This is a genomic window from Streptomyces sp. NPDC052040 (genome assembly GCF_044548405.1).
Taxonomy (GTDB): domain Bacteria; phylum Actinomycetota; class Actinomycetes; order Streptomycetales; family Streptomycetaceae; genus Streptomyces.
On sequence record NZ_JBIUBV010000010.1, the window covers coordinates 133,676 to 157,558 of the forward strand.

Annotated in this window: 21 protein-coding genes and 1 tRNA gene; 12 read left to right on the forward strand and 10 right to left on the reverse strand. The window is 70.4% G+C overall.

The features are described from left to right. Nucleotides 1-164 precede the first annotated feature (164 nt). The 5 genes from acs to ACIHAA_RS21150 all read left to right on the forward strand — a co-directional run bounded on the left by acs (nucleotide 165) and on the right by ACIHAA_RS21150 (nucleotide 5,782). Nucleotides 165-2,120, forward strand: a complete 1,956-nt coding sequence (gene acs, locus ACIHAA_RS21130) for an acetate--CoA ligase (protein WP_399819325.1) — start codon at nucleotides 165-167, stop codon at nucleotides 2,118-2,120. Between the two features lie 213 nt (nucleotides 2,121-2,333). Next, nucleotides 2,334-3,875, forward strand: a complete 1,542-nt coding sequence (gene nhaA / locus ACIHAA_RS21135; RefSeq protein ID WP_399819327.1) for a Na+/H+ antiporter NhaA — start codon at nucleotides 2,334-2,336, stop codon at nucleotides 3,873-3,875. Nucleotides 3,876-4,006: 131 nt separating this feature from the next. Then, complete coding sequence (locus tag ACIHAA_RS21140; protein ID WP_399819329.1) at nucleotides 4,007-4,486, forward strand: phage holin family protein; 480 nt, start codon at nucleotides 4,007-4,009, stop codon at nucleotides 4,484-4,486. Then, on the forward strand, nucleotides 4,483-5,433 hold the full coding sequence (locus ACIHAA_RS21145) for an alpha/beta fold hydrolase (RefSeq protein ID WP_399819331.1): 951 nt from the start codon (nucleotides 4,483-4,485) through the stop codon (nucleotides 5,431-5,433). Before ACIHAA_RS21140 ends, ACIHAA_RS21145 begins: the two co-directional genes overlap by 4 nt. Nucleotides 5,434-5,602: 169 nt before the next feature. Further along, the gene (locus ACIHAA_RS21150; protein ID WP_399819333.1) at nucleotides 5,603-5,782 is read left to right on the forward strand and encodes a hypothetical protein; all 180 of its coding nucleotides are present in this window, start codon (nucleotides 5,603-5,605) and stop codon (nucleotides 5,780-5,782) included. A 39-nt stretch (nucleotides 5,783-5,821) separates the two neighbouring features. On the opposite strand, the gene ACIHAA_RS21155 is transcribed toward ACIHAA_RS21150, so the two are convergent. The 3 genes from ACIHAA_RS21155 to nth all read right to left on the reverse strand — a co-directional run bounded on the left by ACIHAA_RS21155 (nucleotide 5,822) and on the right by nth (nucleotide 9,137). Beyond that, nucleotides 5,822-7,021, reverse strand: a complete 1,200-nt coding sequence (locus ACIHAA_RS21155) for a MarP family serine protease (protein ID WP_399819336.1) — start codon at nucleotides 7,019-7,021, stop codon at nucleotides 5,822-5,824. A 120-nt stretch (nucleotides 7,022-7,141) separates the two neighbouring features. Further along, nucleotides 7,142-7,855: an NUDIX hydrolase gene (locus ACIHAA_RS21160; protein WP_399819338.1), complete on the reverse strand. Its 714-nt coding sequence runs from the start codon at nucleotides 7,853-7,855 to the stop codon at nucleotides 7,142-7,144. Nucleotides 7,856-8,009: 154 nt separating this feature from the next. Continuing rightward, on the reverse strand, nucleotides 8,010-9,137 hold the full coding sequence (nth, locus tag ACIHAA_RS21165; protein ID WP_399819341.1) for an endonuclease III: 1,128 nt from the start codon (nucleotides 9,135-9,137) through the stop codon (nucleotides 8,010-8,012). Between the two features lie 275 nt (nucleotides 9,138-9,412). On the opposite strand from nth, the gene ACIHAA_RS21170 reads away from it, so the two are divergent. Beyond that, nucleotides 9,413-10,087: a Crp/Fnr family transcriptional regulator gene (locus ACIHAA_RS21170; RefSeq protein WP_030573597.1), complete on the forward strand. Its 675-nt coding sequence runs from the start codon at nucleotides 9,413-9,415 to the stop codon at nucleotides 10,085-10,087. Nucleotides 10,088-10,264: 177 nt separating this feature from the next. On the opposite strand, the gene ACIHAA_RS21175 is transcribed toward ACIHAA_RS21170, so the two are convergent. From ACIHAA_RS21175 to ACIHAA_RS21190, 4 genes are all read right to left on the reverse strand, one after another. Next, nucleotides 10,265-11,095 (reverse strand): MBL fold metallo-hydrolase, encoded by an 831-nt coding sequence (locus ACIHAA_RS21175; RefSeq protein ID WP_399819343.1) that lies wholly within the window; start codon nucleotides 11,093-11,095, stop codon nucleotides 10,265-10,267. Between the two features lie 25 nt (nucleotides 11,096-11,120). Continuing rightward, a complete protein-coding gene (locus ACIHAA_RS21180; protein ID WP_399819345.1) occupies nucleotides 11,121-11,990 on the reverse strand; it encodes an NUDIX hydrolase in 870 nt (289 codons plus the stop codon). 713 nt (nucleotides 11,991-12,703) lie between these two features. Next, nucleotides 12,704-13,171 carry a RidA family protein gene (locus tag ACIHAA_RS21185; protein WP_399819347.1) on the reverse strand — a complete coding sequence of 156 codons (468 nt, stop codon included), beginning with the start codon at nucleotides 13,169-13,171 and terminating at the stop codon, nucleotides 12,704-12,706. After that, nucleotides 13,168-13,329 (reverse strand): DUF4177 domain-containing protein, encoded by a 162-nt coding sequence (locus ACIHAA_RS21190; RefSeq protein ID WP_003975360.1) that lies wholly within the window; start codon nucleotides 13,327-13,329, stop codon nucleotides 13,168-13,170. Before ACIHAA_RS21190 ends, ACIHAA_RS21185 begins: the two co-directional genes overlap by 4 nt. 139 nt (nucleotides 13,330-13,468) lie before the next feature. On the opposite strand from ACIHAA_RS21190, the gene ACIHAA_RS21195 reads away from it, so the two are divergent. After that, nucleotides 13,469-14,446 carry an ArsA family ATPase gene (locus ACIHAA_RS21195; RefSeq protein ID WP_399819349.1) on the forward strand — a complete coding sequence of 326 codons (978 nt, stop codon included), beginning with the start codon at nucleotides 13,469-13,471 and terminating at the stop codon, nucleotides 14,444-14,446. Beyond that, complete coding sequence (locus ACIHAA_RS21200) at nucleotides 14,443-15,819, forward strand: ArsA family ATPase (RefSeq protein ID WP_399819351.1); 1,377 nt, start codon at nucleotides 14,443-14,445, stop codon at nucleotides 15,817-15,819. The genes ACIHAA_RS21195 and ACIHAA_RS21200 overlap by 4 nt, the downstream gene beginning before the upstream one ends. Nucleotides 15,820-16,126: 307 nt before the next feature. Here ACIHAA_RS21200 and wblA read toward each other — a convergent pair whose 3' ends face one another. Continuing rightward, nucleotides 16,127-16,465 carry a transcriptional regulator WblA gene (gene wblA, locus ACIHAA_RS21205; RefSeq protein ID WP_059133594.1) on the reverse strand — a complete coding sequence of 113 codons (339 nt, stop codon included), beginning with the start codon at nucleotides 16,463-16,465 and terminating at the stop codon, nucleotides 16,127-16,129. A gap of 408 nt (nucleotides 16,466-16,873) precedes the next feature. Here wblA and ACIHAA_RS21210 point away from each other — a divergent pair, with 408 nt between their 5' ends. Continuing rightward, entirely contained in the window at nucleotides 16,874-19,213 is a 2,340-nt protein-coding gene (locus ACIHAA_RS21210; RefSeq protein WP_399819353.1) for a transglycosylase domain-containing protein, read from the forward strand. A gap of 107 nt (nucleotides 19,214-19,320) precedes the next feature. Here ACIHAA_RS21210 and ACIHAA_RS21215 read toward each other — a convergent pair whose 3' ends face one another. Next, entirely contained in the window at nucleotides 19,321-19,788 is a 468-nt protein-coding gene (locus ACIHAA_RS21215; RefSeq protein ID WP_399819355.1) for a GatB/YqeY domain-containing protein, read from the reverse strand. Between the two features lie 209 nt (nucleotides 19,789-19,997). Here ACIHAA_RS21215 and ACIHAA_RS21220 point away from each other — a divergent pair, with 209 nt between their 5' ends. The 3 genes from ACIHAA_RS21220 (at nucleotide 19,998) to ACIHAA_RS21230 (ending at nucleotide 21,997) form a co-directional block, all read left to right on the forward strand. Beyond that, nucleotides 19,998-20,927: a metallophosphoesterase gene (locus tag ACIHAA_RS21220; RefSeq protein ID WP_399819357.1), complete on the forward strand. Its 930-nt coding sequence runs from the start codon at nucleotides 19,998-20,000 to the stop codon at nucleotides 20,925-20,927. Between the two features lie 178 nt (nucleotides 20,928-21,105). Continuing rightward, nucleotides 21,106-21,891: a Pr6Pr family membrane protein gene (locus ACIHAA_RS21225; protein ID WP_399819359.1), complete on the forward strand. Its 786-nt coding sequence runs from the start codon at nucleotides 21,106-21,108 to the stop codon at nucleotides 21,889-21,891. Between the two features lie 32 nt (nucleotides 21,892-21,923). Continuing rightward, nucleotides 21,924-21,997, forward strand: a tRNA-Pro gene (locus ACIHAA_RS21230). 118 nt (nucleotides 21,998-22,115) lie between these two features. On the opposite strand, the gene ACIHAA_RS21235 is transcribed toward ACIHAA_RS21230, so the two are convergent. Further along, complete coding sequence (locus tag ACIHAA_RS21235; protein WP_399819361.1) at nucleotides 22,116-23,624, reverse strand: LacI family DNA-binding transcriptional regulator; 1,509 nt, start codon at nucleotides 23,622-23,624, stop codon at nucleotides 22,116-22,118. Between the last annotated feature and the right edge of the window lie 259 nt (nucleotides 23,625-23,883).

Genomic DNA, 23,883 nt, shown 5'->3' on the forward strand with positions numbered 1-23,883 from the left:
GAACCAAAGGCACCCCCGGCCACGTCACCCTGGGCAGACCCGCCCAGGCCACGCGCACCGCCGACAGGTCTAAACCAATTCCGGGTCGGCCCTTGTCATCGGACCCTCCGGTCTGGTGAGCTGTGGCCTGGGACACAACGGACACCCCGGGAAAGGGAGATGTCGTGAGCAACGAAAGCCTGGCCAATCTACTCAGGGAAGAGCGCAGGTTCGCGCCCCCCGCCGACCTGGCCGCGGACGCCAACGTCACGGCAGAGGCGTACGAGCAGGCCAAGGCTGACAGGCTCGGCTTCTGGGCCGAGCAGGCCCGGCGGCTGAGCTGGGCGACGGAGCCGACCGAGACGCTGGACTGGTCGAACCCGCCGTTCGCGAAGTGGTTCAAGGACGGCACGCTCAATGTCGCGTACAACTGCGTCGACCGGCATGTGGAAGCGGGCCACGGCGACCGTGTCGCCCTGCACTTCGAGGGCGAGCCCGGTGACAGCCGCGCCATCACCTACGCGGAGCTGAAGGACGAGGTCTCCAGGGCCGCGAACGCGCTGCTGGAGCTGGGAGTCCGCAAGGGCGACCGGGTCGCCGTCTATATGCCGATGATCCCGGAGACCGCGATCGCGATGCTGGCCTGCGCCCGCATCGGCGCCGCGCACTCCGTGGTCTTCGGCGGGTTCTCGGCGGACGCCCTCGCCGCCCGTATCAAGGACGCCGACGCGCGTGTCGTCATCACCGCCGACGGCGGCTGGCGGCGCGGCAAGGCGACCGCCCTCAAGCCGGCCGTCGACGAGGCGGCCGAGCGCGTGGACGGCGTCGAGCATGTGCTCGTCGTCCGCCGCACCGGCCAGGAGGTCGACTGGACCGAGGGCCGGGACCTGTGGTGGCACGAGACCGTCGACCGCCAGTCCGCGGAGCACACGCCCGAGGCGTTCGACGCGGAGCACCCGCTGTTCATCCTCTACACGTCCGGCACGACGGGCAGGCCCAAGGGCATCCTGCACACCTCCGGCGGCTACCTCACCCAGGCGTCGTACACGCACTGGGCGGTCTTCGACCTCAAGCCGGAGACCGACGTGTTCTGGTGCACCGCGGACGTCGGCTGGGTCACCGGGCACTCGTACATCGTCTACGGGCCGCTGGCCAACGGCGCCACCCAGGTCATGTACGAGGGCACGCCCGACACCCCGCACCAGGGCCGGTTCTGGGAGATCGTGCAGAAGTACGGGGTCACGATCCTGTACACGGCGCCCACGGCGATCCGTACGTTCATGAAGTGGGGCGACGACATCCCCGCGAAGTTCGATCTGAGCAGCCTCCGGGTCCTCGGGTCCGTCGGCGAGCCGATCAACCCCGAGGCCTGGGTCTGGTACCGCAAGCACATCGGCGGGGACCGGGCACCGATCGTGGACACCTGGTGGCAGACGGAGACCGGCGCGATGATGATCTCGCCGCTGCCAGGTGTGACCGAGACCAAGCCGGGTTCCGCCCAGCGCGCCCTGCCGGGCATCTCCGCGACCGTGGTCGACGACGAGGCGAACGAGGTGCCGAACGGGGGCGGCGGCTATCTGGTCCTCACCGAGCCGTGGCCGTCGATGCTGCGCACCATCTGGGGCGACGACCAGCGGTTCATCGACACCTACTGGTCGAGGTTCGCGGGCAGGTACTTCGCTGGGGACGGCGCCAAGAAGGACGACGACGGGGACGTCTGGCTGCTGGGCCGTGTCGACGACGTGATGCTGGTGTCGGGGCACAACATCTCCACCACCGAGGTGGAGTCGGCGCTGGTGTCCCACCCGGCCGTCGCCGAGGCGGCCGTCGTCGGCGCCGCCGACGAGACCACCGGTCAGGCGATCGTCGCCTTTGTGATCCTGCGGGGCACGGCGTCCGAGGACGAGAAGCTCGTGGGCGAGCTGCGCAACCATGTGGGCGCGACCCTCGGCCCGATCGCCAAGCCGAAGCGGGTCCTGCCGGTGGCGGAGCTGCCGAAGACCCGCTCCGGGAAGATCATGCGGCGGCTGCTGCGCGATGTCGCGGAGAACCGGCAGCTCGGAGACGTCACCACGCTGACGGACTCGGCAGTGATGCAGCTCATCCAGGCGAAGCTGCCCGCGGCACCGAGCGAGGACTGAGCCCCCTCTCACCCGTCTCCCAGGGGCGCCCGGCATACCGCCGGGCGCCCCTGCGCGTTCCGGGCCGGGCCCTCGAAACGGCGGACGAACACATGATCGTAATGATCAGGTAAAATGGGGAGCTCAGGGTGTGCCGGGAAGACTGGTCGGCGAGCCGTCCGCGAGACAGCGCGACGGCGGTCCGTTTGCCGTACCCGACCGGAGGTTTTCACCGTGGCCGCGCCCCGCACCCGACACCGCACGTTTTTCGGGCGGCTCTCCCTGCCCGAGCGAACCTTTGTCGCGAACGCGCTGCGCACCGAGACGGTCGGCGGCGTACTGCTCCTGCTGGCCGCGATCACCGCGCTGGCCTGGGCGAACATACCCGCGCTGCACAGCAGCTACGAAAGCGTGAGCCACTTCCGCTTCGGGCCCGGGGCGCTGGGGCTGGACCTGTCGGCCCAGCACTGGGCCGCCGACGGGCTCCTCGCGATCTTCTTCTTCGTCGCGGGCATCGAACTCAAGCGTGAACTCGTCGCCGGTGATCTCCGGGACCCCCGGGCGGCCGCGCTCCCCGTGGTCGCCGCGCTCTGCGGCATGGCGGCGCCCGCGGCCGTCTATGCCTTCACCAATGCCGCGGGGGGCGGATCGTTCGCCGGGTGGGCGGTTCCCACGGCCACCGACATCGCCTTCGCCCTCGCGGTCCTCGCGGTCATCGGCACCTCGCTGCCGTCCGCCCTGCGTGCCTTTCTGCTCACCCTCGCCGTCGTCGACGACCTCTTCGCCATCCTGATCATCGCGGTCTTCTTCACGGACCAGCTGGACTTCGCGGCCCTCGGAGGAGCCTTCGCCGGTCTCGCCGTCTTCTGGGTGCTGCTGCGCAAGGGGGTCCGCGGCTGGTACATCTACGTGCCCCTCGCGCTGGTGATCTGGGGACTGATGTACAACAGCGGCGTCCACGCCACCATCGCCGGTGTCGCCATGGGGCTCATGCTGCGCTGCCACCGCCGCGAGGGCGAGGAGCGCTCCCCCGGCGAGCACCTGGAGCATCTGGTACGGCCCCTGTCGGCCGGTCTCGCCGTTCCGCTGTTCGCCCTGTTCAGCGCCGGGGTCACGGTCTCGGGCGGGGCCCTGGGCAATGTCTTCACACAGCCGGAGACCCTCGGGGTGGTGCTGGGTCTGGTCGTCGGCAAGACGGTCGGCATCTTCGGCGGAACCTGGCTCACGGTCCGTTTCACCCGGGCCTCCCTCAGTGAGGGCCTCGCCTGGGGCGATGTCTTCGCCGTCGCCTCCCTGGCCGGGATCGGCTTCACCGTCTCCCTGCTGATCGGCGAACTCGCTTTCGACGGCGATCCGGGGCTGGCGGACCAGGTCAAGGCCGCCGTCCTCGTCGGGTCGCTGATCGCGGCCGTGTGCGCGACGGCGCTGCTGAAGGTCCGCAACGCCAAGTACCGCGCCCTGTGCGCCGAGGAGGAGCGCGACGACGACATGGACGGGATCCCCGATGTCTACGCGGAGGGCGACCCGGCCTACCACCTGCGCATGGCGGAGATCCTCGAACACAAGGCCGCCGAACACCGCAGGCTCGCCGCACTCGGGACCGCCGGACGCGGAACGCCTGCCGAGCCCGGACCTGACGGGTACGGACCTGACGGGTACGGATCACCTGACGGGCAGGGCGCGTCCGCCGGGCTCGGAACACCCGCCCGGCGCGAGTCGGCCGCCGAACCGGGAACGGCCTCCCGGGCGGGGGCCCGGGACGAGTCGCCGAGTTGACACCGGGCCGCCGCGCTTGCCGAAGTGACGGGCGGGGCAGGCGGACGCAACGGCCGTCCGGCATGATCTGACACATCCACAAGCCTCCGCGGTGTCCGCGGAGTAGCCACGCAGAGAGCAGGGAGACCGCGATGAGCGCACCCGACGGCAGCCCGGTCGGTGCCGAACGCAGCATCGGCCAGCTGTTCGCCTCGGCGACGACCGAAATGTCCGCCCTGGTGCACGACGAGATCGCGCTGGCGAAGGCTCAGCTCAAACGAGACGTCAAGCGTGGCGCGACGAGCGGAGGAGCGTTCTCGGCCGCGGGCGCCGTACTGCTGTTCTCCCTGCCCATGCTGAACTTCGCACTGGCCTACGGGATCCGGACCTGGAGCGGCTGGAATCTGGCCTTCTGCTTCCTGCTCTCCTTCGCCGCCAATGTGCTGGTCGCCGGATTCCTCGCGCTCATCGGTCTGGTGTTCGCGAAGAAGGCCAAGAAGGGCAAGGGCCCGCAGAAGGTGGCCGCGTCGATGAAGGAGTCCGCGGGCGTCCTGCAACACGCCAAGCCGCACCCGCGGGACGCGCACCCGAACGGCACGGCGGCCGAAGCTGTGGCACGCTCGTCCTCATGACGGACCCGGCCACCCACTCGGCGCAACCCACCTCGGTCGTGCGGCTCGACGTACCCGGAGGGAAAGAGGTGACCCACCGGGACGTCGCGGCCAACGGCGCCCGCTTCCACATCGCGGAGCTGGGCGACGGGCCGCTGGTGCTGCTGCTGCACGGCTTTCCGCAGTTCTGGTGGACCTGGCGGCACCAGCTGGTGGCGCTGGCCGATGCGGGCTTCCGTGCCGTGGCGATGGACCTGCGCGGGGTCGGCGGCAGTGACCGCACACCGCGCGGCTACGACCCGGCGAACCTGGCGCTCGACATCACCGGGGTCGTCCGCTCCCTGGGCGAGCCCGACGCGGCCCTCGTCGGCCATGATCTGGGCGGCTATCTGGCCTGGACCGCGGCCGCCATGCGCCCCAAGCTGGTGCGGCGGCTCGTCGTGTCCTCGATGCCGCACCCGCGGCGCTGGCGCTCGGCGATGCTCAGTGACGTCCGGCAGACGGCCGCGAGTTCCTACATCTGGGGCTTCCAACGGCCCTGGATCCCCGAGCGACGGCTGACCGCCGACGACGGCGCCCTGGTCGCCCGGCTCATCCGGGACTGGTCGGGGCCGCGACTGCCGGAGGACGAGGCCGTGGAGGCCTACCGGCGCGCCATGTGCATCCCGTCGACGGCGCATTGCTCGGTCGAGCCGTACCGCTGGATGGTGCGCTCCCTGGCGCGGCCCGACGGAATCCAGTTCAACCGGCGGATGAAGCGGCCCGTCCGGGTCCCGACGCTGCATCTGCACGGTTCGCTCGACCCCGTCATGCGCACCCGGAGCGCGGCGGGTTCGGGCCAGTATGTCGAGGCGCCGTACCGCTGGCGGCTGTTCGACGGGCTGGGGCACTTCCCGCACGAGGAGGATCCGGTGTCCTTCTCCGCCGAGCTCATCAACTGGCTCAAGGACCCGGAACCCGACCGCTGATCCTCCGCCCCGCGGAACCCGGCCGCCGAGCCCGTTCGGTGACGGTCCGTACGCGGCTCGCGCCCGGAGGCGAACGGCTGTTCCACAACCGGCCACATGCCTGCCGCATAGGCCAATTGGGCGCCCCCGGGGCGGTTATCGACCATGGGGTGGGGGCAGACGTCGGGGTATGGGCTGGACGCACGACTACAGTGACGCAGCGCGCGACCGACGCTCGGCCGCCGCGCCGGGCTCCCACGTCAGGGGCGCTCCGCAGTTGCAGGGCACGGACCCCCGCGTGGGGATCCCGCACATTCTGCGCCGCCGGGCCCGCTGGGTCTCGGTGCGGCTGCGTCACCCGCGCGGCTGACCGTCCGGTCCCGGAAGCGGTCCGCTCCGCCCCGCGGCTCTACAGCGCGCAGTTGTCGCTGTCCACCTGCTGGTTCGCCGTACGCCCCGTGGCGATGTCGTGCTGGATCTCGTCCGCGGTGAGCGCGTACCCGGTTTCGGCGTCGTCGAGGGACTTGGCGAAGACCACCCCGTAGACCTTGCCGTCGGGTGTCAGCAGCGGGCCGCCGGAGTTCCCCTGGCGGACCGTCGCGTACAGCGAGTACACATCGCGGCGCACCGTGCCGCGGTGGTAGATGTCCGGGCCGTTGGCCGTGATGCGGCCCCGGACCCGCGCGGGCTGGATGTTGTACGACCCGTTCTCCGGGAAGCCCGCCACGATCGCGCCGGCGCCCCCGCGGGCGTCCGAGGCAGCGAACCGCAGCGCGGGCGCCCGCAGGTCGGGGACGTCGAGTACGGCGATGTCGCGCCGCCAGTCGTAGAGCACGACCTTCGCGTTGTGCCTACGGCCCTCGCCGCCCACCTGGACGGTGGGCTCGTCGACGCCGCCGACCACATGCGCGTTGGTCATCACCCGGCGGTCGCCGAACACGAAGCCGGTGCCCTCCAGGACCTTTCCGCAGCTCTCCGCGGTGCCCACGACCTTGACGATGGAGCGCCGTGCGTGGGCGGCGACCGGGCTGCTCGCCAGGGCCGGGTCCGGCGGCCTGACCTCGGTGATGGGCTCGTTGGCGAAGGGGCTGAAGACCTGCGGGTAGCCGTTCTGCGCGAGCACCGAGGAGAAGTCCGCGAACCAGGTGTCCGCCTGCGTGGGCAAGGCCCGGGAGACCCCGAGCAGCACCTTGGAGCCGCGGACCTCTTTGCCGAGCGTCGGCAGCGTCGTACCGGCGAGCGCGGACCCGATCAGCCAGGCGACCAGGAGCATCGCCACCACATTGACGAGGGCGCCGCCGGTGGCGTCCAGGGCGCGGGCCGGGGACCAGGTGATGTACCGGCGCAGCTTGTTGCCCAGATGGGTGGTCAGGGCCTGGCCGACGGAGGCGCAGACGATCACCACTACGACGGCGACCACCGCGGCGGTCGTACTCACCTTGGCGTCGTCGGTGACGCCGTCCCAGACGACCGGGAGCAGATAGACCGCGGCCAGACCGCCGCCCAGGAAGCCGATCACCGAGAGGATGCCGACGACGAAGCCCTGGCGGTAGCCGACGATCGCGAACCACACGGCGGCGACCAGCAACAGGATGTCCAGCACGTTCACTGCTTCAAGCCTCGCCTCATCGCTTTCCGGTCGCCGTCGTCCGGCCGGCGGACCGGCCTGTCGCGCGGCGGCAGCGGGGCACGGCGTCCCCCGTAGGACCACAGCACGGAGGCAACCTTGTCATGAGCGCCAGTCGAGCGGGACCTGCTTCTCCCGGTCCCAGGGGCGCTCCCAGCCCGCGTAGTGCAGCAGGCGGTCGATGACTCCTGCGGTGAAACCCCAGACAAGGGATGATTCGACCAGGAATGCCGGACCCTGGTGGCCGCTCGGGTGCACCGCGGTGGCTCTGTTGGCCGGGTCCGTGAGATCTGCCACGGGGACGGTGAAGACCCGCGCCGTCTCGTTCGGATCGACGACCCCCACCGGGCTTCTGCTGTGCCACCAGCCCAGGACGGGCGTCACGACGAAGCCGCTCACCGGGATGTAGAGCCGGGGGAGCACGCCGAAGAGCTGGACTCCGGCCGGGTCGAGCCCGGTCTCCTCCTCGGCCTCGCGCAGGGCGGCCCGCAGCGGCCCGTCGGCCTTCGGATCGCCGTCCTGGGGATCGAGCGCACCGCCGGGAAAGGAGGGCTGCCCGGCGTGCGAGCGCAGCGATCCGGCACGCTCCATCAGCAGCAGCTCCGGACCGCGGTCGCCCTCGCCGAAGAGGACCAGCACGGCCGACTGGCGCCCCGCGCCGTCCTCCGGCGGCAGGAAACGGCTGAGCTGGAGCGGCTCGACGGTCCTGGTGACCCGTATGACCGGGTCGAGCCAGCCGGGCAGACCCTCGGTGCTCAGCCCCAGCCGCTCGCCGTCCGTGTCGCTCATGTGGTCCGTATCGCTTACGTGCGTCATCGCCACCCCCGTTCTGCCCGTCCAACGCCCGCGGGGCCGCGATTCGTTCCGCGCGTCCCCCGTGTGGGTGTCCCGTCGGGCTTGTTCCCCACGGAGCTTGTTCCCGTCGGGGCCTGCCCCGGTGACGGGGCGCTCCCCGCGCCCCGGACGTCCGTCATCCGGCCCTCAGCGGCGGGGCCGGAATGCCGCCCGCGTCCAGATAGGCCTGCGGCGGCTTCAGACGCTGCCCCGGAAGGCCGCCCTTCTCGTACTTCAGCAGCTTCCTGGCCTTCTCCGGATCGGTCTCGCCCTCGCCGTACGCCGGACAGAGCGGGGCGATGGGGCAGGCACCGCAGGCCGGTTTGCGGGCGTGGCAGATCCGACGCCCATGGAAGATCACATGGTGCGAGAGCATCGTCCAGTCGCTCTTCGGGAAGAGCGAGCCGACGGCCGCCTCGATCTTGTCCGGGTCCGTCTCTGCGGTCCACTGCCAGCGGCGGACGAGCCGCTGGAAGTGCGTATCTACGGTGATGCCGGGACGGCCGAAGGCGTTGCCCAGCACCACGAAGGCCGTCTTGCGGCCGACGCCCGGCAGTTTGACGAGGTCCTCCAGACGGCCCGGCACCTCACCGCCGAAGTCCTCCACCAGCGCCTTGGAAAGCCCTATCACCGACTTGGTCTTGGCCCGGAAGAAGCCCGTCGGCCGCAGGATCTCCTCGACCTCCTCGGGGTTGGCCGCCGCGAGGTCCTCGGGGGTCGGGTACCTGGCGAAGAGGCCGGGGGTGGTCTGGTTCACCCGCAGGTCGGTGGTCTGCGCGGACAGGACCGTCGCGACGATCAGCTGGAACGGGTTCTCGAAGTCCAGTTCGGGGTGGGCGTACGGATACACCTCGGCGAGCTCGCGGTTGATCCGGCGGGCCCGGCGGACGAGGGTGGTCCGGCTCTCGTTCCCCGGAGGCTTGGAGGCGACGGTTTTGGCAGGAGCCACATTCACGACGGGGACGGTGCCCTTCTCGGTGACGACTTCGGCGTGCGCCGGTTTTCTGGGGGGTTTGGTGGGCTTGGCGGTGGGGGCCTTCTGGGCGGGAGACGTCTTCGCGGTGGTGCGCGTGCCCGTTGTCCCGGCAGCGGTCTTCTGTCCAGCGGTCTTGCCGGCAGTCCTGCTAGCAGCCTTGTCGGCGGTCTTGCCGGCAGTCTTACTGGCGGTCTTGCTGGCCGGTGTCCTCGCCGACGTCTGCTTCGGCGCAGCCGATTTCCCGCGCTTTGCCGTTTTCCTCCCGCCCGTGGGATCCTGTTCGCCCACGGCGGAATCTCGACGTACAACCACCCGCCCAGCCCCCTTGGCCTGTGCTCTCACCGGCGATTTGGACACCCGGCCAGCCTAAGGCCCGGCACCGACATCCGCCCCGGAGCAGGCGGATCAGCCCCCGATTGGACCCCTGCCGCATCCCCCGGCACACCAGTGCGGCATCCTTGTGACAGATCACACTGTTTGGACCGTCCGGCAAAATGGGGAACACGGTCCCCTGGTAAGCGGGGGAGCAAGATCCCCTGAGCAGGTCGACAAGGAGAGAACTCGTGGACGACGTTCTGCGGCGCGCCCCGCTCTTCGCGGCGCTCGATGACGAGCAGGCCGCGGAGCTCCGCGCCTCCATGAGTGAGGTGACCCTCGCGCGCGGCGACTCGCTGTTCCACGAGGGCGACCCCGGTGACCGCCTGTACGTGGTCATGGAGGGGAAGGTCAAGCTCCACCGCACCTCCCCCGACGGCCGCGAGAACATGCTCGCGGTCCTCGGCCCCGGCGAGCTGATCGGCGAGCTGTCGCTGTTCGACCCGGGCCCGCGCACGGCTACGGCCACCGCGCTGACCGAGGTCAAGCTGCTGGGCCTCGGCCACGGCGACCTCCAGCCGTGGCTGAACGCACGCCCCGAGGTGGCCGCGGCCCTGCTGCGCGCCGTTGCCCGGCGCCTGCGCAAGACCAACGACCAGATGTCCGACCTGGTCTTCTCGGACGTACCCGGCCGTGTGGCGCGGGCCCTGCTGGACCTGTCGCGCCGGTTCGGCGTGCAGTCCGAGGAGGGCATCCACGTGGTGCACGACCTGACGCAGGAGGAGCTGGCCCAGCTGGTCGGCGCGTCCCGCGAGACGGTCAACAAGGCGCTGGCGGACTTCGCCGGGCGCGGCTGGCTCCGTCTGGAGGCGCGCGCGGTGATCCTGCTGGACGTGGAGCGACTGGCCAAGCGCTCCCGCTGACGGCCGGTTCCGCCGACGGCCGGTTCCGCCGACGGCCGGTTCTACCGACGGCCGGTTCCGGTGACAGCCGGTTCCACTGACGCCTGACCGGGCCACTGCGCTGGTCCGGACCGTTACGACTGGGCCCCGTTCTCCGACGAGGAGACGGGGCCTCTTGTCGTCATCCCGATCCCGGCCTCAGATGAGCCCGTGCTCCCCGAGGTAGTCCAGCTGGGCCCGCACCGACAGCTCGGCCGCAGGCCACAGCGCGCGGTCCACATCCGCGTACACCTGGGCCACGACCTCGGCGGGCGTGCGGTGGCCGTCCTCGACCGCCGTCTCCACCTGGGCGAGGCGATGGGCCCGATGGGCGAGGTAGTACTCCACGGCGCCCTGGGCGTCCTCCAGGACGGGCCCGTGGCCGGGAAGCACGGTGTGGACGCCGTCGTCGACGGTGAGCGACCGCAGACGGCGCAGCGAGTCCAGATAGTCCCCCAGACGGCCGTCCGGGTGCGCCACGACCGTCGTACCGCGGCCCAGCACGGTGTCCCCGGTCAGGACGGCCCGGTCGGCCGGGAGGTGGAAGCACAGGGAGTCGGCGGTGTGGCCGGGCGTCGGGATGACGCGCAGTTCGAGGCCGCCCACCGTGATCACGTCCCCGTGTCCGAGCCCCTCGTCCCCGAGCCGCAGCGCCGGGTCCAGGGCGCGCACCGCGCTGCCGGTCAGCTCGGCGAACCGCGCGGCACCCTCCGAATGGTCCGCGTGGCCGTGGGTGAGCAGGGTGAGCGCGACCCGTCGGCCCGACTCCTCCGCCGTTTCGATCACCCGGCGCAGATGGCCCTCGTCGAGCGGGCCGGGATCGACCACCACCGCCAGATCGGAGTCCGGCTCGGCGACTATCCAGGTGTTGGTGCCGTCCAGGGTCATCGCCGACGGGTTGGGCGCGAGGACGTTCACGGTCCGCTCGGTCGCGGGACCGGAGAGGACCCCGCCACGCGGCTGACCGGGGAGTGCTGCGGCATCCGTCATGCGGGGAAACCTTCCGTCGCGGGGGTCATGCGGGTTCTCCGCCCGCGGGGATGTGCTGGGTGAACTCGTCGTGGCCGGGCCAGACCAGGACGACCTGGCCGTCCTCCAGGCGGGCCCTGGCCAGCACCGGGTTCAGATCGCGCGCGGGCGCGGCCTTCAGCGCCTCGGCGGCGGTGGCGTACGGCACCAGCTGGCGCAGGGTCGCGACGGTGGGGGGCATCATCAGCAGTTCCCCCCTGTCGTACGAGGCGGCAGCGTCGCGGGGGCGGATCCACACCGTGCGGTCGGCCTCCGTGGAGGCGTTGCGGGTGCGCTGCCCCTCGGGGAGGGCGGCCACGAAGAACCAGGTGTCGTAGCGCCGCGGCTCGAACTCGGGGGTGATCCAGCGGGTCCACGCGCCGAGCAGGTCGGAGCGCAGCACCAGTCCCCGGCGGCCGAGGAACTCGGCGAAGGACAGGTCCCGGGCGACCAGGGCCGCCCGGTCCGCCTCCCAGTCGGCGCCCGTGGTGTCTCCTACGACCGTCTGCGGGGTGGGTCCCGCGAGCAGGACCCCGGCCTCCTCGTACGTCTCCCGAACGGCGGCGCAGACGATGGCCTGGGCGCCCGTCTCGTCGACGCCGAGGCGCTCCGCCCACCAGGCGCGCGAGGGGCCCGCCCAGTCGATCCGGAGGTCGTGGTCGCGCGGGTCGACACCGCCGCCCGGATAGGCGTACGCGCCTCCGGCGAAGGCCATGGAGGCGCGTCTGCGCAGCATGTGCACGGCGGGGGCGCCGTCGGTGTCCTTCAGGAGCATGACGGTGGCCGCGCGCTTGGGGGCGACCGGAACGAGCGTGCCCTCTGCGAACGCGCGGATCCGTGACGGCCACTCCGGTGGAAACCACTGCCCATTCGCCATGGGCGGAGGCTATCCCTAACTGCGCGGATGTTCGAGAGGGTGATCTACGCCGCCGACGCGCCGCCACCCTCGTCCGTGCCCGCCTGCTCCGAGCCACGGACGGGCTGCCTCGGGCCGCGGACGGACGGTCAGCAGCGGCCTCACGCAGCAGACGGGCGGCGCGCCCAGGCGGCGTGCACCCCACCGGGCGTACCGCCATTGCCGGAGGCATCACACCGGGCGTACGGCCACCGCTGAAGGCACACACCGGGCGCACGGCCACCGCCGAAGACACCCCACCAGGTGCACCGCCACCGCCGAAGACACCCCACCGGACGTACGACCGCCGCCCAAGGCACTGCTCCGGGAGCCGCGACCCGCCGTCGGCCGCCCCCGGAAAAGGCCGGAAACGGGCGGCCGGACGGCGTACGCACCCGGCATCGGGCCGATACCCGGAGGCGGATCAGCGCCCAGCGGGCGGGGCCGGCATCCGGACGAGCGGACCAGCGCCCGGACGACCGGACCAGCGACGGGCAAGTGGGGCCAGCGCCCGCCAGGCAGGCTCAACCGCCCGGCAGCCTCACGGGGCCGGCGAGTTCAGCCGCCCGGCGGCTTCAGCGGCCCGGCAGACTCAGCCGCCCGGATACGGATCAGCGCCCGGCAGGCGGATCAGCGCCCGGCAGACAGCTCGGCGACAGCGACGTCCGAGGGACCGGCGTCAGCCGGACCGCGCCTCACGCCTCGGTCAGCTCCACCTGGATCTCCACCTCGACCGGTGCGTCCAGCGGGAGGACCGCCACGCCGACCGCGCTGCGGGCGTGCACGCCCTTGTCGCCGAGGACCTCGCCCAGCAGTTCGCTGGCGCCGTTGACGACACCCGGCTGGCCGGTGAAGTCCGCGGCCGACGCCACGAAGCCCACGACCTTCACCACGCGTGCGATGCGGTCCAGGTCGCCCGCGACGGACTTGACCGCGGCGAGCGCGTTCAGCGCGCAGATCCGGGCCAGGTCCTTGGCCTCCTCGGCGGTGACCTCGGCGCCGACCTTGCCGGTCACCGGAAGCTTGCCCTCCACCATCGGCAGCTGACCGGAGGTGTACACGTACACGCCGGACTGCACGGCGGGCTGGTAGGACGCCAGCGGAGGCACCACATCCGGAAGGGTCAGCCCGAGTTCGGCGATCCTGGACTCCACGGCGCTCATGCCTGCTTCTCCCGCTTCAGGTAGGCCACCAGCTGCTCGGGGTTGTTCGGCCCGGGCACGACCTGGACAAGCTCCCAGCCGTCCTCGCCCCAGGTGTCCAGAATCTGCTTCGTGGCATGGACGAGCAGCGGCACGGTTGCGTATTCCCACTTGGTCATGGGCCGACTGTAGCCGCTGTGGCGAGCGGGGTACGCGGCCGACCGGGGCCCCGCGACGGCCCCGCGTGCGGCCGACTGTGACGCTCGTTGTCCACAGCCTCCCGCGTAGCCCGCGCGGGAACTGGTTAGGCTCGAAGACGTGAGCAGGCTCCAGGTCGTCAGCGGCAAGGGCGGGACCGGAAAGACCACGGTCGCCGCTGCACTCGCGCTCGCCCTCGCGACGGAGGGCCGGCGCACCCTCCTCGTCGAGGTCGAAGGCAGACAAGGCATCGCACAACTCTTCGAGACAGAAGCGCTTCCGTACGAGGAGCGCAAGATCGCCGTGGCCCCGGGCGGCGGCGAGGTCCACGCACTGGCCATCGACCCCGAGTTGGCCCTGCTGGACTACCTCCAGATGTTCTACAAGCTGGGCGGGGCGGGCCGGGCCCTGAAGAAGCTCGGCGCGATCGACTTCGCCACCACCATCGCGCCCGGCCTGAGAGACGTACTCCTCACGGGCAAGGCGTGCGAGGCCGTCCGCCGGAAGGACAGGAGCGGCCGGTTCGTCTACGACTACGTGGTGATGGACGCGCCCCCCACCGGACGCATCACCCGCTTCCTGAATGTGAACGACGAGGTGGCGGGCCTCGCCAAGATCGGCCCGATACACAATCAGGCCCAGGCGGTGATGCGGGTGCTGAAGTCCCCGGAGACGGCCGTGCACCTGGTGACGCTCCTGGAGGAGATGCCGGTCCAGGAGACCGCGGACGGCATCACCGAGCTGCGCGCCGCCCGTCTGCCGGTGGGCCGGGTCATGGTGAACATGGTGCGGCCCGCGGTCCTGGACGAGTCGGAGCTGGACCTCGCGCACACCACGCCGCGGACCGCCCTGGCCAAGGCCCTGTCGGGGGCCGGCCTCGGCGGCGCGCGCCGCGGCGGGCTCGCGGAGCGGCTGGTGGACCCGCTGCTCCAGCAGGCCGACGAGTACGCGGAGCGCTTCGCCCTGGAACGCGAGCAGCGCGCCGTGCTCACGGACCTCGGCCTGCCCCTGCACGAACTGCCGCTGCTCGCCGAGGGCATGGACCTGGCGGGCCTGTACGAACTGGCCACGGAACTGCGTCAGCAAGGGATCTCATGAGTCAGGACTCGGCCCCCGTGCACGACGAAGAGGCCGCCAAGGCCCCCGCCACCGAGCAGTCCACCACCCCCGACCCGGCCTCCGTACGCGCCTTGAAGCATGTGCCCGTGCTGGAGATCGACCGGCTGCTCGACGACCCGGCCACCCGCATTGTGGTGTGCTGCGGTTCCGGCGGTGTCGGCAAGACGACCACCGCGGCGGCCCTGGGCCTGCGCGCGGCCGAGCGCGGCCGCAAGGTGGTCGTGCTCACCATCGACCCGGCCCGTCGGCTGGCCCAGTCGATGGGCATCGACGCGCTGGACAACAGCCCCCGGCGGGTGAAGGGCATCGAGGACGCCGGGGGCGGCGAACTGCACGCCATGATGCTCGACATGAAGCGCACCTTCGACGAGATCGTCGAGGCGCACGCGGATCCCGACCGGGCGGCGGCGATCCTGGGCAACCCCTTCTACCAGTCGCTCTCTGCGGGCTTCGCGGGCACGCAGGAGTACATGGCGATGGAGAAGCTGGGGCAGCTGCGCGCGCGGGACGAATGGGACCTCATCGTCGTCGACACACCGCCCTCGCGCTCGGCGCTGGACTTCCTGGACGCGCCCAAGCGGCTCGGGTCTTTCCTGGACGGGAAGCTGATCCGGGTTCTGATGGCCCCGGCGAAGGTCGGCGGCCGCGCGGGGATGAAGTTCCTGAACGTCGGGATGTCGATGATGACCGGCGTCCTGGGCAAGCTGCTCGGGGGTCAGCTCCTGAAGGACGTCCAGACGTTCGTGGCCGCCATGGACACCATGTTCGGCGGCTTCCGCACCCGCGCGGACGCCACGTACAAGCTGCTCCAGGCACCCGGTACGGCGTTCCTGGTGGTGGCGGCTCCGGAGCGGGACGCCCTGCGCGAGGCGGCGTACTTCGTGCAGCGCCTGGCCGCCGAGAGGATGCCGCTGGCGGGGCTGGTCCTCAACCGGGTGCACGGCAGCGGCGCGGACCAGCTGTCGGCCGAGCGGGCGCTCGCGGCCGCCGAAAATCTTGAAGATCCCCGCATTGTCGATCAGCAGGACGGGAAAGCTGTTTTTCGTAACTCTCCCGACACGTACGGCAGTTCAGAATCCCCTGCATCCGAGGCACCGGCCCCCGACCCAGGCTCCCCCGCCCCCGTGGACCAGGACCGGAGCATCGAGCAGCTGACTGCGGCTCTTCTTCGGCTGCATGCGGAACGTATGCAGCTGCTCTCCCGTGAGCAGCGCACGCGGGACCGTTTCACCGCCCGTCACCCCGAGGTGGCCGTGGCGGAGGTGGCGGCACTCCCCGGCGATGTCCACGACCTCGTCGGACTACGGGACATCGGCGACCGCCTCGCGGCCAACCGGCCGGAGCAGGCGTAGGGCACGGCCTCGCACTCAACTGGGCACCCAACTGACCGATCAGCCAACCGGTGCCAATCGGCCAACCGTTCGGAACACGCTCAGAGTCAGGTCAGGTCCGGCCAGGGCTTGAGGGCGCACGTAAGGGCTCCCGGGTGCCTGCCCTGCCCCCGGGTCGCCCGCATACCGCAGCAGCCGCGCTCAGCCGGCCGACCCAGCCTCGACCACCGGTTCGGCCTAGCCCACCGGCTCAGCCTCGGTCACCGGTTCGACGTGAGTCATTGCTTCGACATAAGCCATTGCTTCAACGTCAGCCACCAGTTCGACCTCAGCCCACCGCCGCGTAGTTCTCGTACACCTCTTCCTCGTCGAGGGGCAGCAGACCCGCTCCACGCTCGTACTCCGTACGGGCGGTCTCCAGCAGGCGCCGCCACGAGGTGACGGTCGGCCGCCTGCGCAGCAGCGCGCGGCGCTCCCGCTCCGTCATCCCACCCCATACGCCGAATTCGACGCGATTGTCCAGCGCGTCAGCCAGGCATTCCGTGCGTACCGGACATCCGGTGCACACCGCCTTGGCCCTGTTCTGCGCTGCTCCCTGAACGAACAGTTCATCCGGATCGGTAGTGCGGCAGGCCGCCTGCGCACTCCAGTCGGTTACCCAGCCCATACCGGCGCCGTCCTCTCCCGAATCGAGGCTCCCCCACGGCGGCAGCGGCATATTCACCGCCGCCAGTTGAGGACGCTACGGAAGATGGGCAGAGGGCAACACCCCCAGCGGGCCCAATCTTGAATGGTCCGAACGGACTATGGGTAAGCGGCAGATCACCCGGGGGAGTGAGCTGACGACATATGCGACCTGCCGGGCAAACCAGCACAGTTCAGTTGCGTCACAACGGACGCCTCATGACACAGAAGGCGGTTTCGGACACGCACCCGACGGAAAGACGGGAGAACACCGGAACGATTCGGGGTCGCCGGACGTACTTGATACATGGCCCTGCTGCTGTGACAGTTGAGAGCAGCTTAGGCCAAGGCCTAGACGCGTGTCCGGCGAATCAGAACGTAGGCTTCCCTCATGCCAAAGAAGCGCTCGGGCGGGGGAGTGTCCCCCGTGCAGCAGGCCGCCAAGTTCCTCGGAGTGAGTGTGCTCGCGGGGGCGGTGATGGCCGGCATCGCGCTGCCCGCAGCGGGCGCGCTCGGGCTCGCGGCCAAGGGATCGGTCCAGGGATTCGACGACATCCCGTCCAACCTCCAGAGCCCCCAGCTGAGCCAGCGCACCACCATCCTGGACAACGAGGGCGGCCAGATCGCCACGGTCTACTCCCGCGACCGCACGGTGGTGGACCTCAAGGACATCTCGCCGTACATGCAGAAGGCGATTGTCGCGATCGAGGACTCGCGGTTCTACCAGCACGGCGCGATCGATCTGAAGGGCGTGCTGCGCGCGCTGAACCAGAACGCGCAGAGCGGAGGAGTCGCCCAGGGCGCCTCCACGCTCACCCAGCAGCTGGTGAAGAACTACTTCGTGGAGGAGGCCGGCGACGACCCGACGAAGGTCGCCCAGGCCACTCAGCAGACCCTCGGCCGCAAGGTCCGCGAACTGAAGTACGCGATCCAGATCGAGGAGAAGCTCGGCAAGAAGAAAATCCTCGAAAACTATCTGAACATCACATTCTTCGGTCAGCAGGCCTACGGCGTGGAGGCGGCCTCCGAGCGCTACTTCTCCAAGCACGCCAAGGACCTCACCCTCCCGGAGTCCGCGCTCCTCGCGGGCCTCGTCCAGTCCCCCACCCGGTACGACCCGGTGAACGACGAGGCCGAGGCCAAGAAGCGGCGCAATGTGGTGCTCCAGCGCATGGCCGAGGTGCACGACATCTCCCAGGCCGAGGCCGACCGGGCCAAGAACACCCCCCTGGGGCTGAAGGTGAGCGAGCCGAAGAACGGCTGCATCACCGCGGTTCGGGGCGCGGGCTTCTTCTGCGACTACGTCCGCGAGGTCTTCCTGAACGACCCGGTGTTCGGCAAGTCCAGGACCGACCGGGCGAAGGTCTGGAACCGCGGCGGTCTGACGATCCGCACGACGCTGGACCCGCAGTCCCAGGAGTCGGTGCAGACATCGGTCCAGGACCATGTCTACAAGAGCGACGAGGTGGCCACGGCCGCGACCATCGTCGAGCCCGGCACCGGCCGGATCCTGGCGATGGGCCAGTCCCGCCCGTACGGCTTCGGCAAGGACGAGACACAGATCAACCTCTCGGTGGACCAGTCCATGGGCGGCGGCGCGGGCTACCAGCCCGGTTCGACGTTCAAGCCGATCGTGGCCGCCGCCGCCATCGAGGGCGGCACACCGCCCGACCAGGAGTACCCCTCCCCGTACGAGATGGACTACCCGAGCCCGGTCTCGACCTGCGGCAAGAACTGGGTGAACACGGAGAACTCGCAGGTCACCAATGAGAACGAGTCGGAGCACGGCCCTTACGGCATGAAGGAGGCGACCGCCAAGTCGGTCAACACCTACTACGTGCAGCTGATCGGCGACATCGGTATCTGCCCGGTCGTGAACATGGCCAAGAAGATGGGCGTGAACCGCGCCGACGGACGCGCGCTCGACCAGGCGCCCTCGATCGCCCTCGGCACCCAGGAGATGTCTCCGCTGACGATGGCGAGCGCCTACGCGACGTTCGCCGACCGGGGCACGTACTGCACCCCGGTCGCCATCGAGTCGATCACCCAGACCGTGGGCAACCAGAAGAAGTCGCTGCCCGTCCCGAAGTCGGCGTGCTCGCGCGCGATGTCGCAGACCACCGCGGACACGATCAACACGATCCTCAAGGGCGTGGTCGAGGACGGCACGGGCACCCAGGCCGGCCTCGGCAGCCGCCCCAGCGCGGGCAAGACCGGTACGACGGACTTCCGCTACGCGGCCTGGTTCGTCGGCTACACGCCGAACATGGCGGGCGCGGTCTGGGTCGGCGACCCGGCCCACAAGCGGCAGATGAACAACATCACCATCGGCGGCACCCCCTACGCCAAGGTCTACGGCGGTCAGGTCCCCGGCCCGATCTGGCGCGACATGATGACGGGCGCGCTGTCGGGCAGGCCGGTCCAGGACTTCAACCTCGTGGACATCCCCGAAGGCAACAGCGACGAGGGGGACGGCAACGACGACGGGGACGGCAACGACCACGACCACCACGGTCGCGACCACGGGGGCCAGGACGACGGCGGTCAGGACGACGGCGGCCTGATCGGGGGACTGTTCGGCGGCCCGGACAACGGCGGAGCCGGAGGCGGCCCCAACGGCACCACGACCGGTACCACCGCCGGCAACCCCTCCCCCGCCCTCCCGCAGGGCGGAAACCCGGGCAAGGGCGGCGGCAGGAACGGACACGGCAACGGCGGCCAGCGGGGCTGACCCGCCCCGCTGCCTCGTGTGCGGCCATCTCCTGTACGACGACGGGGGCGCCCCTCTCAGTGAGGGGCGCCCCCGTCGTCGTAGGCGCCGGACACGACGCGGGCCGGTCAGCCGCCCGCGAGAAGCTGCTTGACCACGGAGGCGACGCGCCCGCCCTCGGCCAGGCCCGCGACCTTCGGATTCACGATCTTCATGACCTGACCCATGGCGCGGGGGCCCTCGGCGCCCGCCGCCTTCGCCTCCTCGACGGCCTGGGCGACGATCTGCCTCAGCTCGTCGTCGGACAGCTGCTTGGGCAGGTACGCGGCGAGCACCACGCCCTCCGCCTTCTCCCGCTCGGCCTGCTCGGCCCGCCCGCCCTGCGCGAAGGCATCGGCGGCCTCACGGCGCTTCTTCGCCTCGCGGGTGATCACCTTGGTGACCTCGTCGTCGGAGAGCTCGCGCTTCTCCGTGCCCGCGACCTCCTCCTTGGTGATCGCGGCGAGCGTCAGCCGGAGCGTCGAGGAGCGCAGCTCGTCGCGCTCCTTGATCGCGGCGTTGAGGTCTTCCTTGAGCTTCGACTTGAGCGTGGTCATGACTCTGATTGTCGCAGGTGCACGGCGCTTGGCGCCCCATGATTTCCGGTGGGGCGGGGAGTGTTCCTGGGCCGGGGAGGGGGCGGCGGGGGATCTTGCCGTGGCGCGGGCACCACGCGAACGCACCCCGGGTACCCGGGGTGCGTGCGGCGGATCATGGTTGTCCACAGGCGGCGCACGACCCACCGGGCTTCTGACACGATGGTCGTATGCGCGCGCGATACGGAGTGCCCCTGGGAATCACGGCGGTTGCCGCCGCCGGACTGCTGTACTCGGCCGGCTTCGAGGTCCGTTCCTTCCGGCTGCGACGGGTGACGGTCCCGGTGCTGCCGCCGGGGACCCGTCCGCTGCGCGTGCTCCAGGTCTCCGACATCCACATGGTGAGCGGCCAGCGGAAGAAACAGCGCTGGCTGCGCTCCCTGGCGGGGCTCCGCCCCGACTTCGTGATCAACACCGGGGACAACCTCTCCGACCCCGAGGGCGTGCCGGAGGTGCTGGACGCGCTGGGCCCCCTGATGGAGTTCCCGGGCGCGTATGTCTTCGGGTCGAACGACTACTACGGCCCCAGGCTCCGCAACCCCGGCCGCTATCTGGTGGAGAAGGTGCGCGGCAGCCACGGTCTGAACGGCAATCCGCCCGTGGTCGGAGCCATCCACAACCCCTGGGAGGACCTGCGGGACGGCTTCGACACGGCGGGCTGGGTGAATCTGACCAACACCCGGGGGACGCTGAAGGTCGACGGCCTGGAGATCGAGCTGACCGGCCTGGACGACCCGCACATCAAGCGCGACCGTTACGCCCGGGTGGCGGGCGGACCCTCCGCCTCGGCGGACTTCTCGATGGGCGTGGTGCACGCGCCCTATCTGCGGTCCCTGGACGCCTTCACGGCGGACGGCTATCCGCTGGTCCTCGCGGGCCACACCCATGGCGGCCAGCTGTGCGTCCCCTTCTACGGCGCCCTGGTCACCAACTGCGACCTGGACACCGACCGGGTGAAGGGCCTGTCCCGCCACACGGCGGAGGGAAACACCTCGTATCTGCACGTCTCCGCGGGCTGCGGCACCAACCGCTACACCCCGGTACGGTTCGCATGCCCCCCGGAGGCGACACTGCTGACCCTGACGGCCAAGGACCAGTGACCCCGACGGCCAACGGCTGACGAAGAAACGGCGGCGGCACTCCACCCCGAAAGCCGGGCTCCCGCCCCGAACGCCGGAGCCCGGCCGGGGAGCCCAGCCGGAGCCCTCAGACCGGAGCCCGTAACCCACCCGGTCCACCCACATCGCCCGCCCCGCCCGTCCTGCTTAGCGTGAGGGCATGATCGGGCCGATACCCAAGGACATCCCGGACCTCCCCGCGGTGCCGGGCATACCGGCACTGCCGCGTTCCATCGTCCCCGCCGCCGCCGTGCTCAGCCCCGTACACCGCCCGAGGGTGGGCACCTACCGCCTGCTGGTGGCCCTGACGGCCACCGCCGCGGTCGCCGTGGACCTGCACCTCGGCAGCCCGGCACGCGTGCTGAGCTACTTCACGATCCAGGCCGACCTGCTGCTCGCGCTCGTCTTCGCCCTCTCCGGCTGGCGAGCCCGCACGGCCCTGCGCCCGCTCCCCGCACTGATCACCGGCGGAGCCGTCTTCTACGCCCTGATCGCGGGCCTCGTCTACCACGTCCTCCTGGTGAACGAACCGGGCCCCTTCACCATGACCGGCCAGCCCGGCACCCCCGCCGGCTGGCAGTCCCTGGCCAACCAGATCCTGCACACCTTGATCCCGCTCGCAGCCCTGTTCGACTGGCTCGCCCTGACGAGCCCGGCCCCGCTGCGGGTGCGGGACGCAAGGAAGTGGCTGCTGTACCCCATGGCCTACCTGATCTTCTGCCTGGTCCGCGGCGACCGCCTCCCCCCGGCCACCCCGGACCGCTACCTCTACCCCTTCCTGGACGCGGCCCGCCTCGGCTACAGAAGCGTCCTGGCCAACGCCCTCCTCCTCGGCGTCGCCTTCTTCGCCCTGGCCCTCCTCATGGTCATCACCGACCGCTTCCGCCCGGACCCCACCCGCCGGAGCACCAAAACCGGATTTCGTCTCCAGCCGCCGGTGGGCTAAAGTAAACGACGTCGCCGCGACAGCAGCGACATCGGGGTGTGGCGCAGCTTGGCAGCGCGCTTCGTTCGGGACGAAGAGGTCGTGGGTTCAAATCCCGCCACCCCGACAGAGAAACACCAGGTCAGGCCCGGTGCTGAGGAGTCAGCACCGGGCCTGACCTGTTTCTGAGGGGCTCTCTGGAGAAATCCTGGAGAAGATCTTGAAATCCGTGGCCGGACCGTGCCCTACTGGCGAGCCTTCAGCAACACGTCCAGGGAAGCCACGGGCGAGCGAGGACTCATCGCCCGGCGCGCGTCCAACGCTTCCTCCCACATCCCCGTGAGCGCGACCATCAACGCCTGCCGCATCCCGCGCGTGATGTGGTCATAGCGGGACTGGACCGAGCCGTCCTCATGGCCCATCCGCTCGTCCATAAGCTTCGGCGGGGTGCCCACCTCTCTCATGAGCGTCTTGTGAGTGTGGCGCAGCCCGTGTGGTGTCAGCCCCGGCGCGATCGGCAGCCAGCATGCCTCAGCCCGCTTGGAGGCTCCTCGCCCGCGTGCCGGAATCCCGGGCCACGGCTCGGCGACCACCGGCACCGGGTGCTGTTCCTGGTTGCCACGCCCGGAGTACCGCCCCGTGGCGGCCGGTCGAAAGAGCCAAGTAGCGAAACCGGAGCGTCGCCAGTGTGCAGCCAACTCCCCTGATCCCGCGTTACGGACGTACCCGAGTTCGTTGATGGCCTCCAGCACCTTCAGCCGAGTCGGTTCCGCGACAGCGTCCGGGCGGTTGAGGACGTTGGAAACGGTGCCAGTCGAGACTCCAGCGCGGCGAGCCACGTCAGCCAGCTTCGCTCCCGGGCGGCTTGCAGAGCCGTTGGCGGTCCCGTGGCCGCGGAAGACGTAGGTCAGTCCGTGGCACCCGCACGGCTTCGGTTGCGCCCGGGCGAGGTGGCCCGCAAGCAGTGCGTTCAGGAAAATTGGAGTGTCGATGTCCCGGTAGGAGTCGTCCTTGGGCGGGCAACGGTGCAGTTCGCCGGTGTCCAGCTCGTAGAGCTGCCACTCCACGCGAATGCTCTCCGGCCGGACGAACTCGGTTTCAAGACCAACGATCTCGCCCCACCGCATGCCTGTGTAGCCCTTGATGATGCAGGCAACGAACTCATCGTCGCGGCCAGACAGCAACGCCATCCGCTCGGCAAGCAGCAGAATGCCGAGAGCCGACGTGACCGCCTTCTCCGGGCCGCGGTTGCGTGAGCGACCGGCGCGCTTCCCTCGTCCGCGTCGCTTCGTTGCCGGGTTGGAATCGCGCAGCCCCTCGTCAACGGCGTCGGCAAGGATCAGGTGCAGCGTTGCCCGCCATGTCTTGACGCTGGCAGCCGCATAAGGAACGGCACGCTCGCGCTTCTCCCAAGCGGCGATGTCGGTGTTGAGGATGTCGGTGACAGCGAAATCGCCGAATGCGGGGAGCAAGTGCTCCTCGATGTGCCGCCGGTAGTTCTGCATGGTGGACGCCGCTAAATCCTGTGCGGCGTACCACCGATTCACGTAGGCGCCGAACGTGATCCTCTCCGGGGGCACCCTCTTCGTACCGGCGAGCAACTTCGCCTCTTCAGCGTCCGCCGCCTTCTTTGCCGCTGCCTTAGTTCGGAAGCGGATGGCCTCACCGTCTGCATCTCGGACAGTGGCGTACTTGCCGGGCGCGAGCTTGTACCGGCCGCGCCAGTAGCTACCGAGGTTCTCGGCATAGCCCAACTTGCTCTCCTATATAGATGGGTATGCCGCCCGGCTGAAGGACCGGGCGGCACCCGTGATCAGGCTGCGCTGGAACGGGACTGGCTGTCTCGCGCCCTGCGCGGGGTCCTCGGCTTCAGGGACGAGACAGGCGTCGTCGTTGTGGTCGCCGGTCGGCGCGGCGCTTGAGGGGGTGGGACAGTGGTGCTCCGGCTCTCGGTGGGACGGCTCTCGAAGATGTGCATGATCTCTGCGAAGTGCTCGGCCGTGAACCGGTAGC

What these genes read in the sequence shown, in the direction of transcription:
- ACIHAA_RS21140 (WP_399819329.1), top strand. Translation starts at nt 4,007, where the DNA reads ATGAGCGCACCCGACGGCAGCCCGGTCGGTGCCGAACGCAGCATCGGC.
- ACIHAA_RS21145 (WP_399819331.1), top strand. Translation starts at nt 4,483, where the DNA reads ATGACGGACCCGGCCACCCACTCGGCGCAACCCACCTCGGTCGTGCGG.
- ACIHAA_RS21150 (WP_399819333.1), top strand. Translation starts at nt 5,603, where the DNA reads ATGGGCTGGACGCACGACTACAGTGACGCAGCGCGCGACCGACGCTCG.
- ACIHAA_RS21160 (WP_399819338.1), bottom strand. Translation starts at nt 7,855, where the DNA reads ATGACGCACGTAAGCGATACGGACCACATGAGCGACACGGACGGCGAG.
- ACIHAA_RS21175 (WP_399819343.1), bottom strand. Translation starts at nt 11,095, where the DNA reads ATGACGGATGCCGCAGCACTCCCCGGTCAGCCGCGTGGCGGGGTCCTC.
- ACIHAA_RS21180 (WP_399819345.1), bottom strand. Translation starts at nt 11,990, where the DNA reads ATGGCGAATGGGCAGTGGTTTCCACCGGAGTGGCCGTCACGGATCCGC.
- ACIHAA_RS21185 (WP_399819347.1), bottom strand. Translation starts at nt 13,171, where the DNA reads ATGAGCGCCGTGGAGTCCAGGATCGCCGAACTCGGGCTGACCCTTCCG.
- ACIHAA_RS21190 (WP_003975360.1), bottom strand. Translation starts at nt 13,329, where the DNA reads ATGACCAAGTGGGAATACGCAACCGTGCCGCTGCTCGTCCATGCCACG.
- ACIHAA_RS21200 (WP_399819351.1), top strand. Translation starts at nt 14,443, where the DNA reads ATGAGTCAGGACTCGGCCCCCGTGCACGACGAAGAGGCCGCCAAGGCC.
- wblA (WP_059133594.1), bottom strand. Translation starts at nt 16,465, where the DNA reads ATGGGCTGGGTAACCGACTGGAGTGCGCAGGCGGCCTGCCGCACTACC.
- ACIHAA_RS21210 (WP_399819353.1), top strand. Translation starts at nt 16,874, where the DNA reads ATGCCAAAGAAGCGCTCGGGCGGGGGAGTGTCCCCCGTGCAGCAGGCC.
- ACIHAA_RS21215 (WP_399819355.1), bottom strand. Translation starts at nt 19,788, where the DNA reads ATGACCACGCTCAAGTCGAAGCTCAAGGAAGACCTCAACGCCGCGATC.
- ACIHAA_RS21220 (WP_399819357.1), top strand. Translation starts at nt 19,998, where the DNA reads ATGCGCGCGCGATACGGAGTGCCCCTGGGAATCACGGCGGTTGCCGCC.
- ACIHAA_RS21225 (WP_399819359.1), top strand. Translation starts at nt 21,106, where the DNA reads ATGATCGGGCCGATACCCAAGGACATCCCGGACCTCCCCGCGGTGCCG.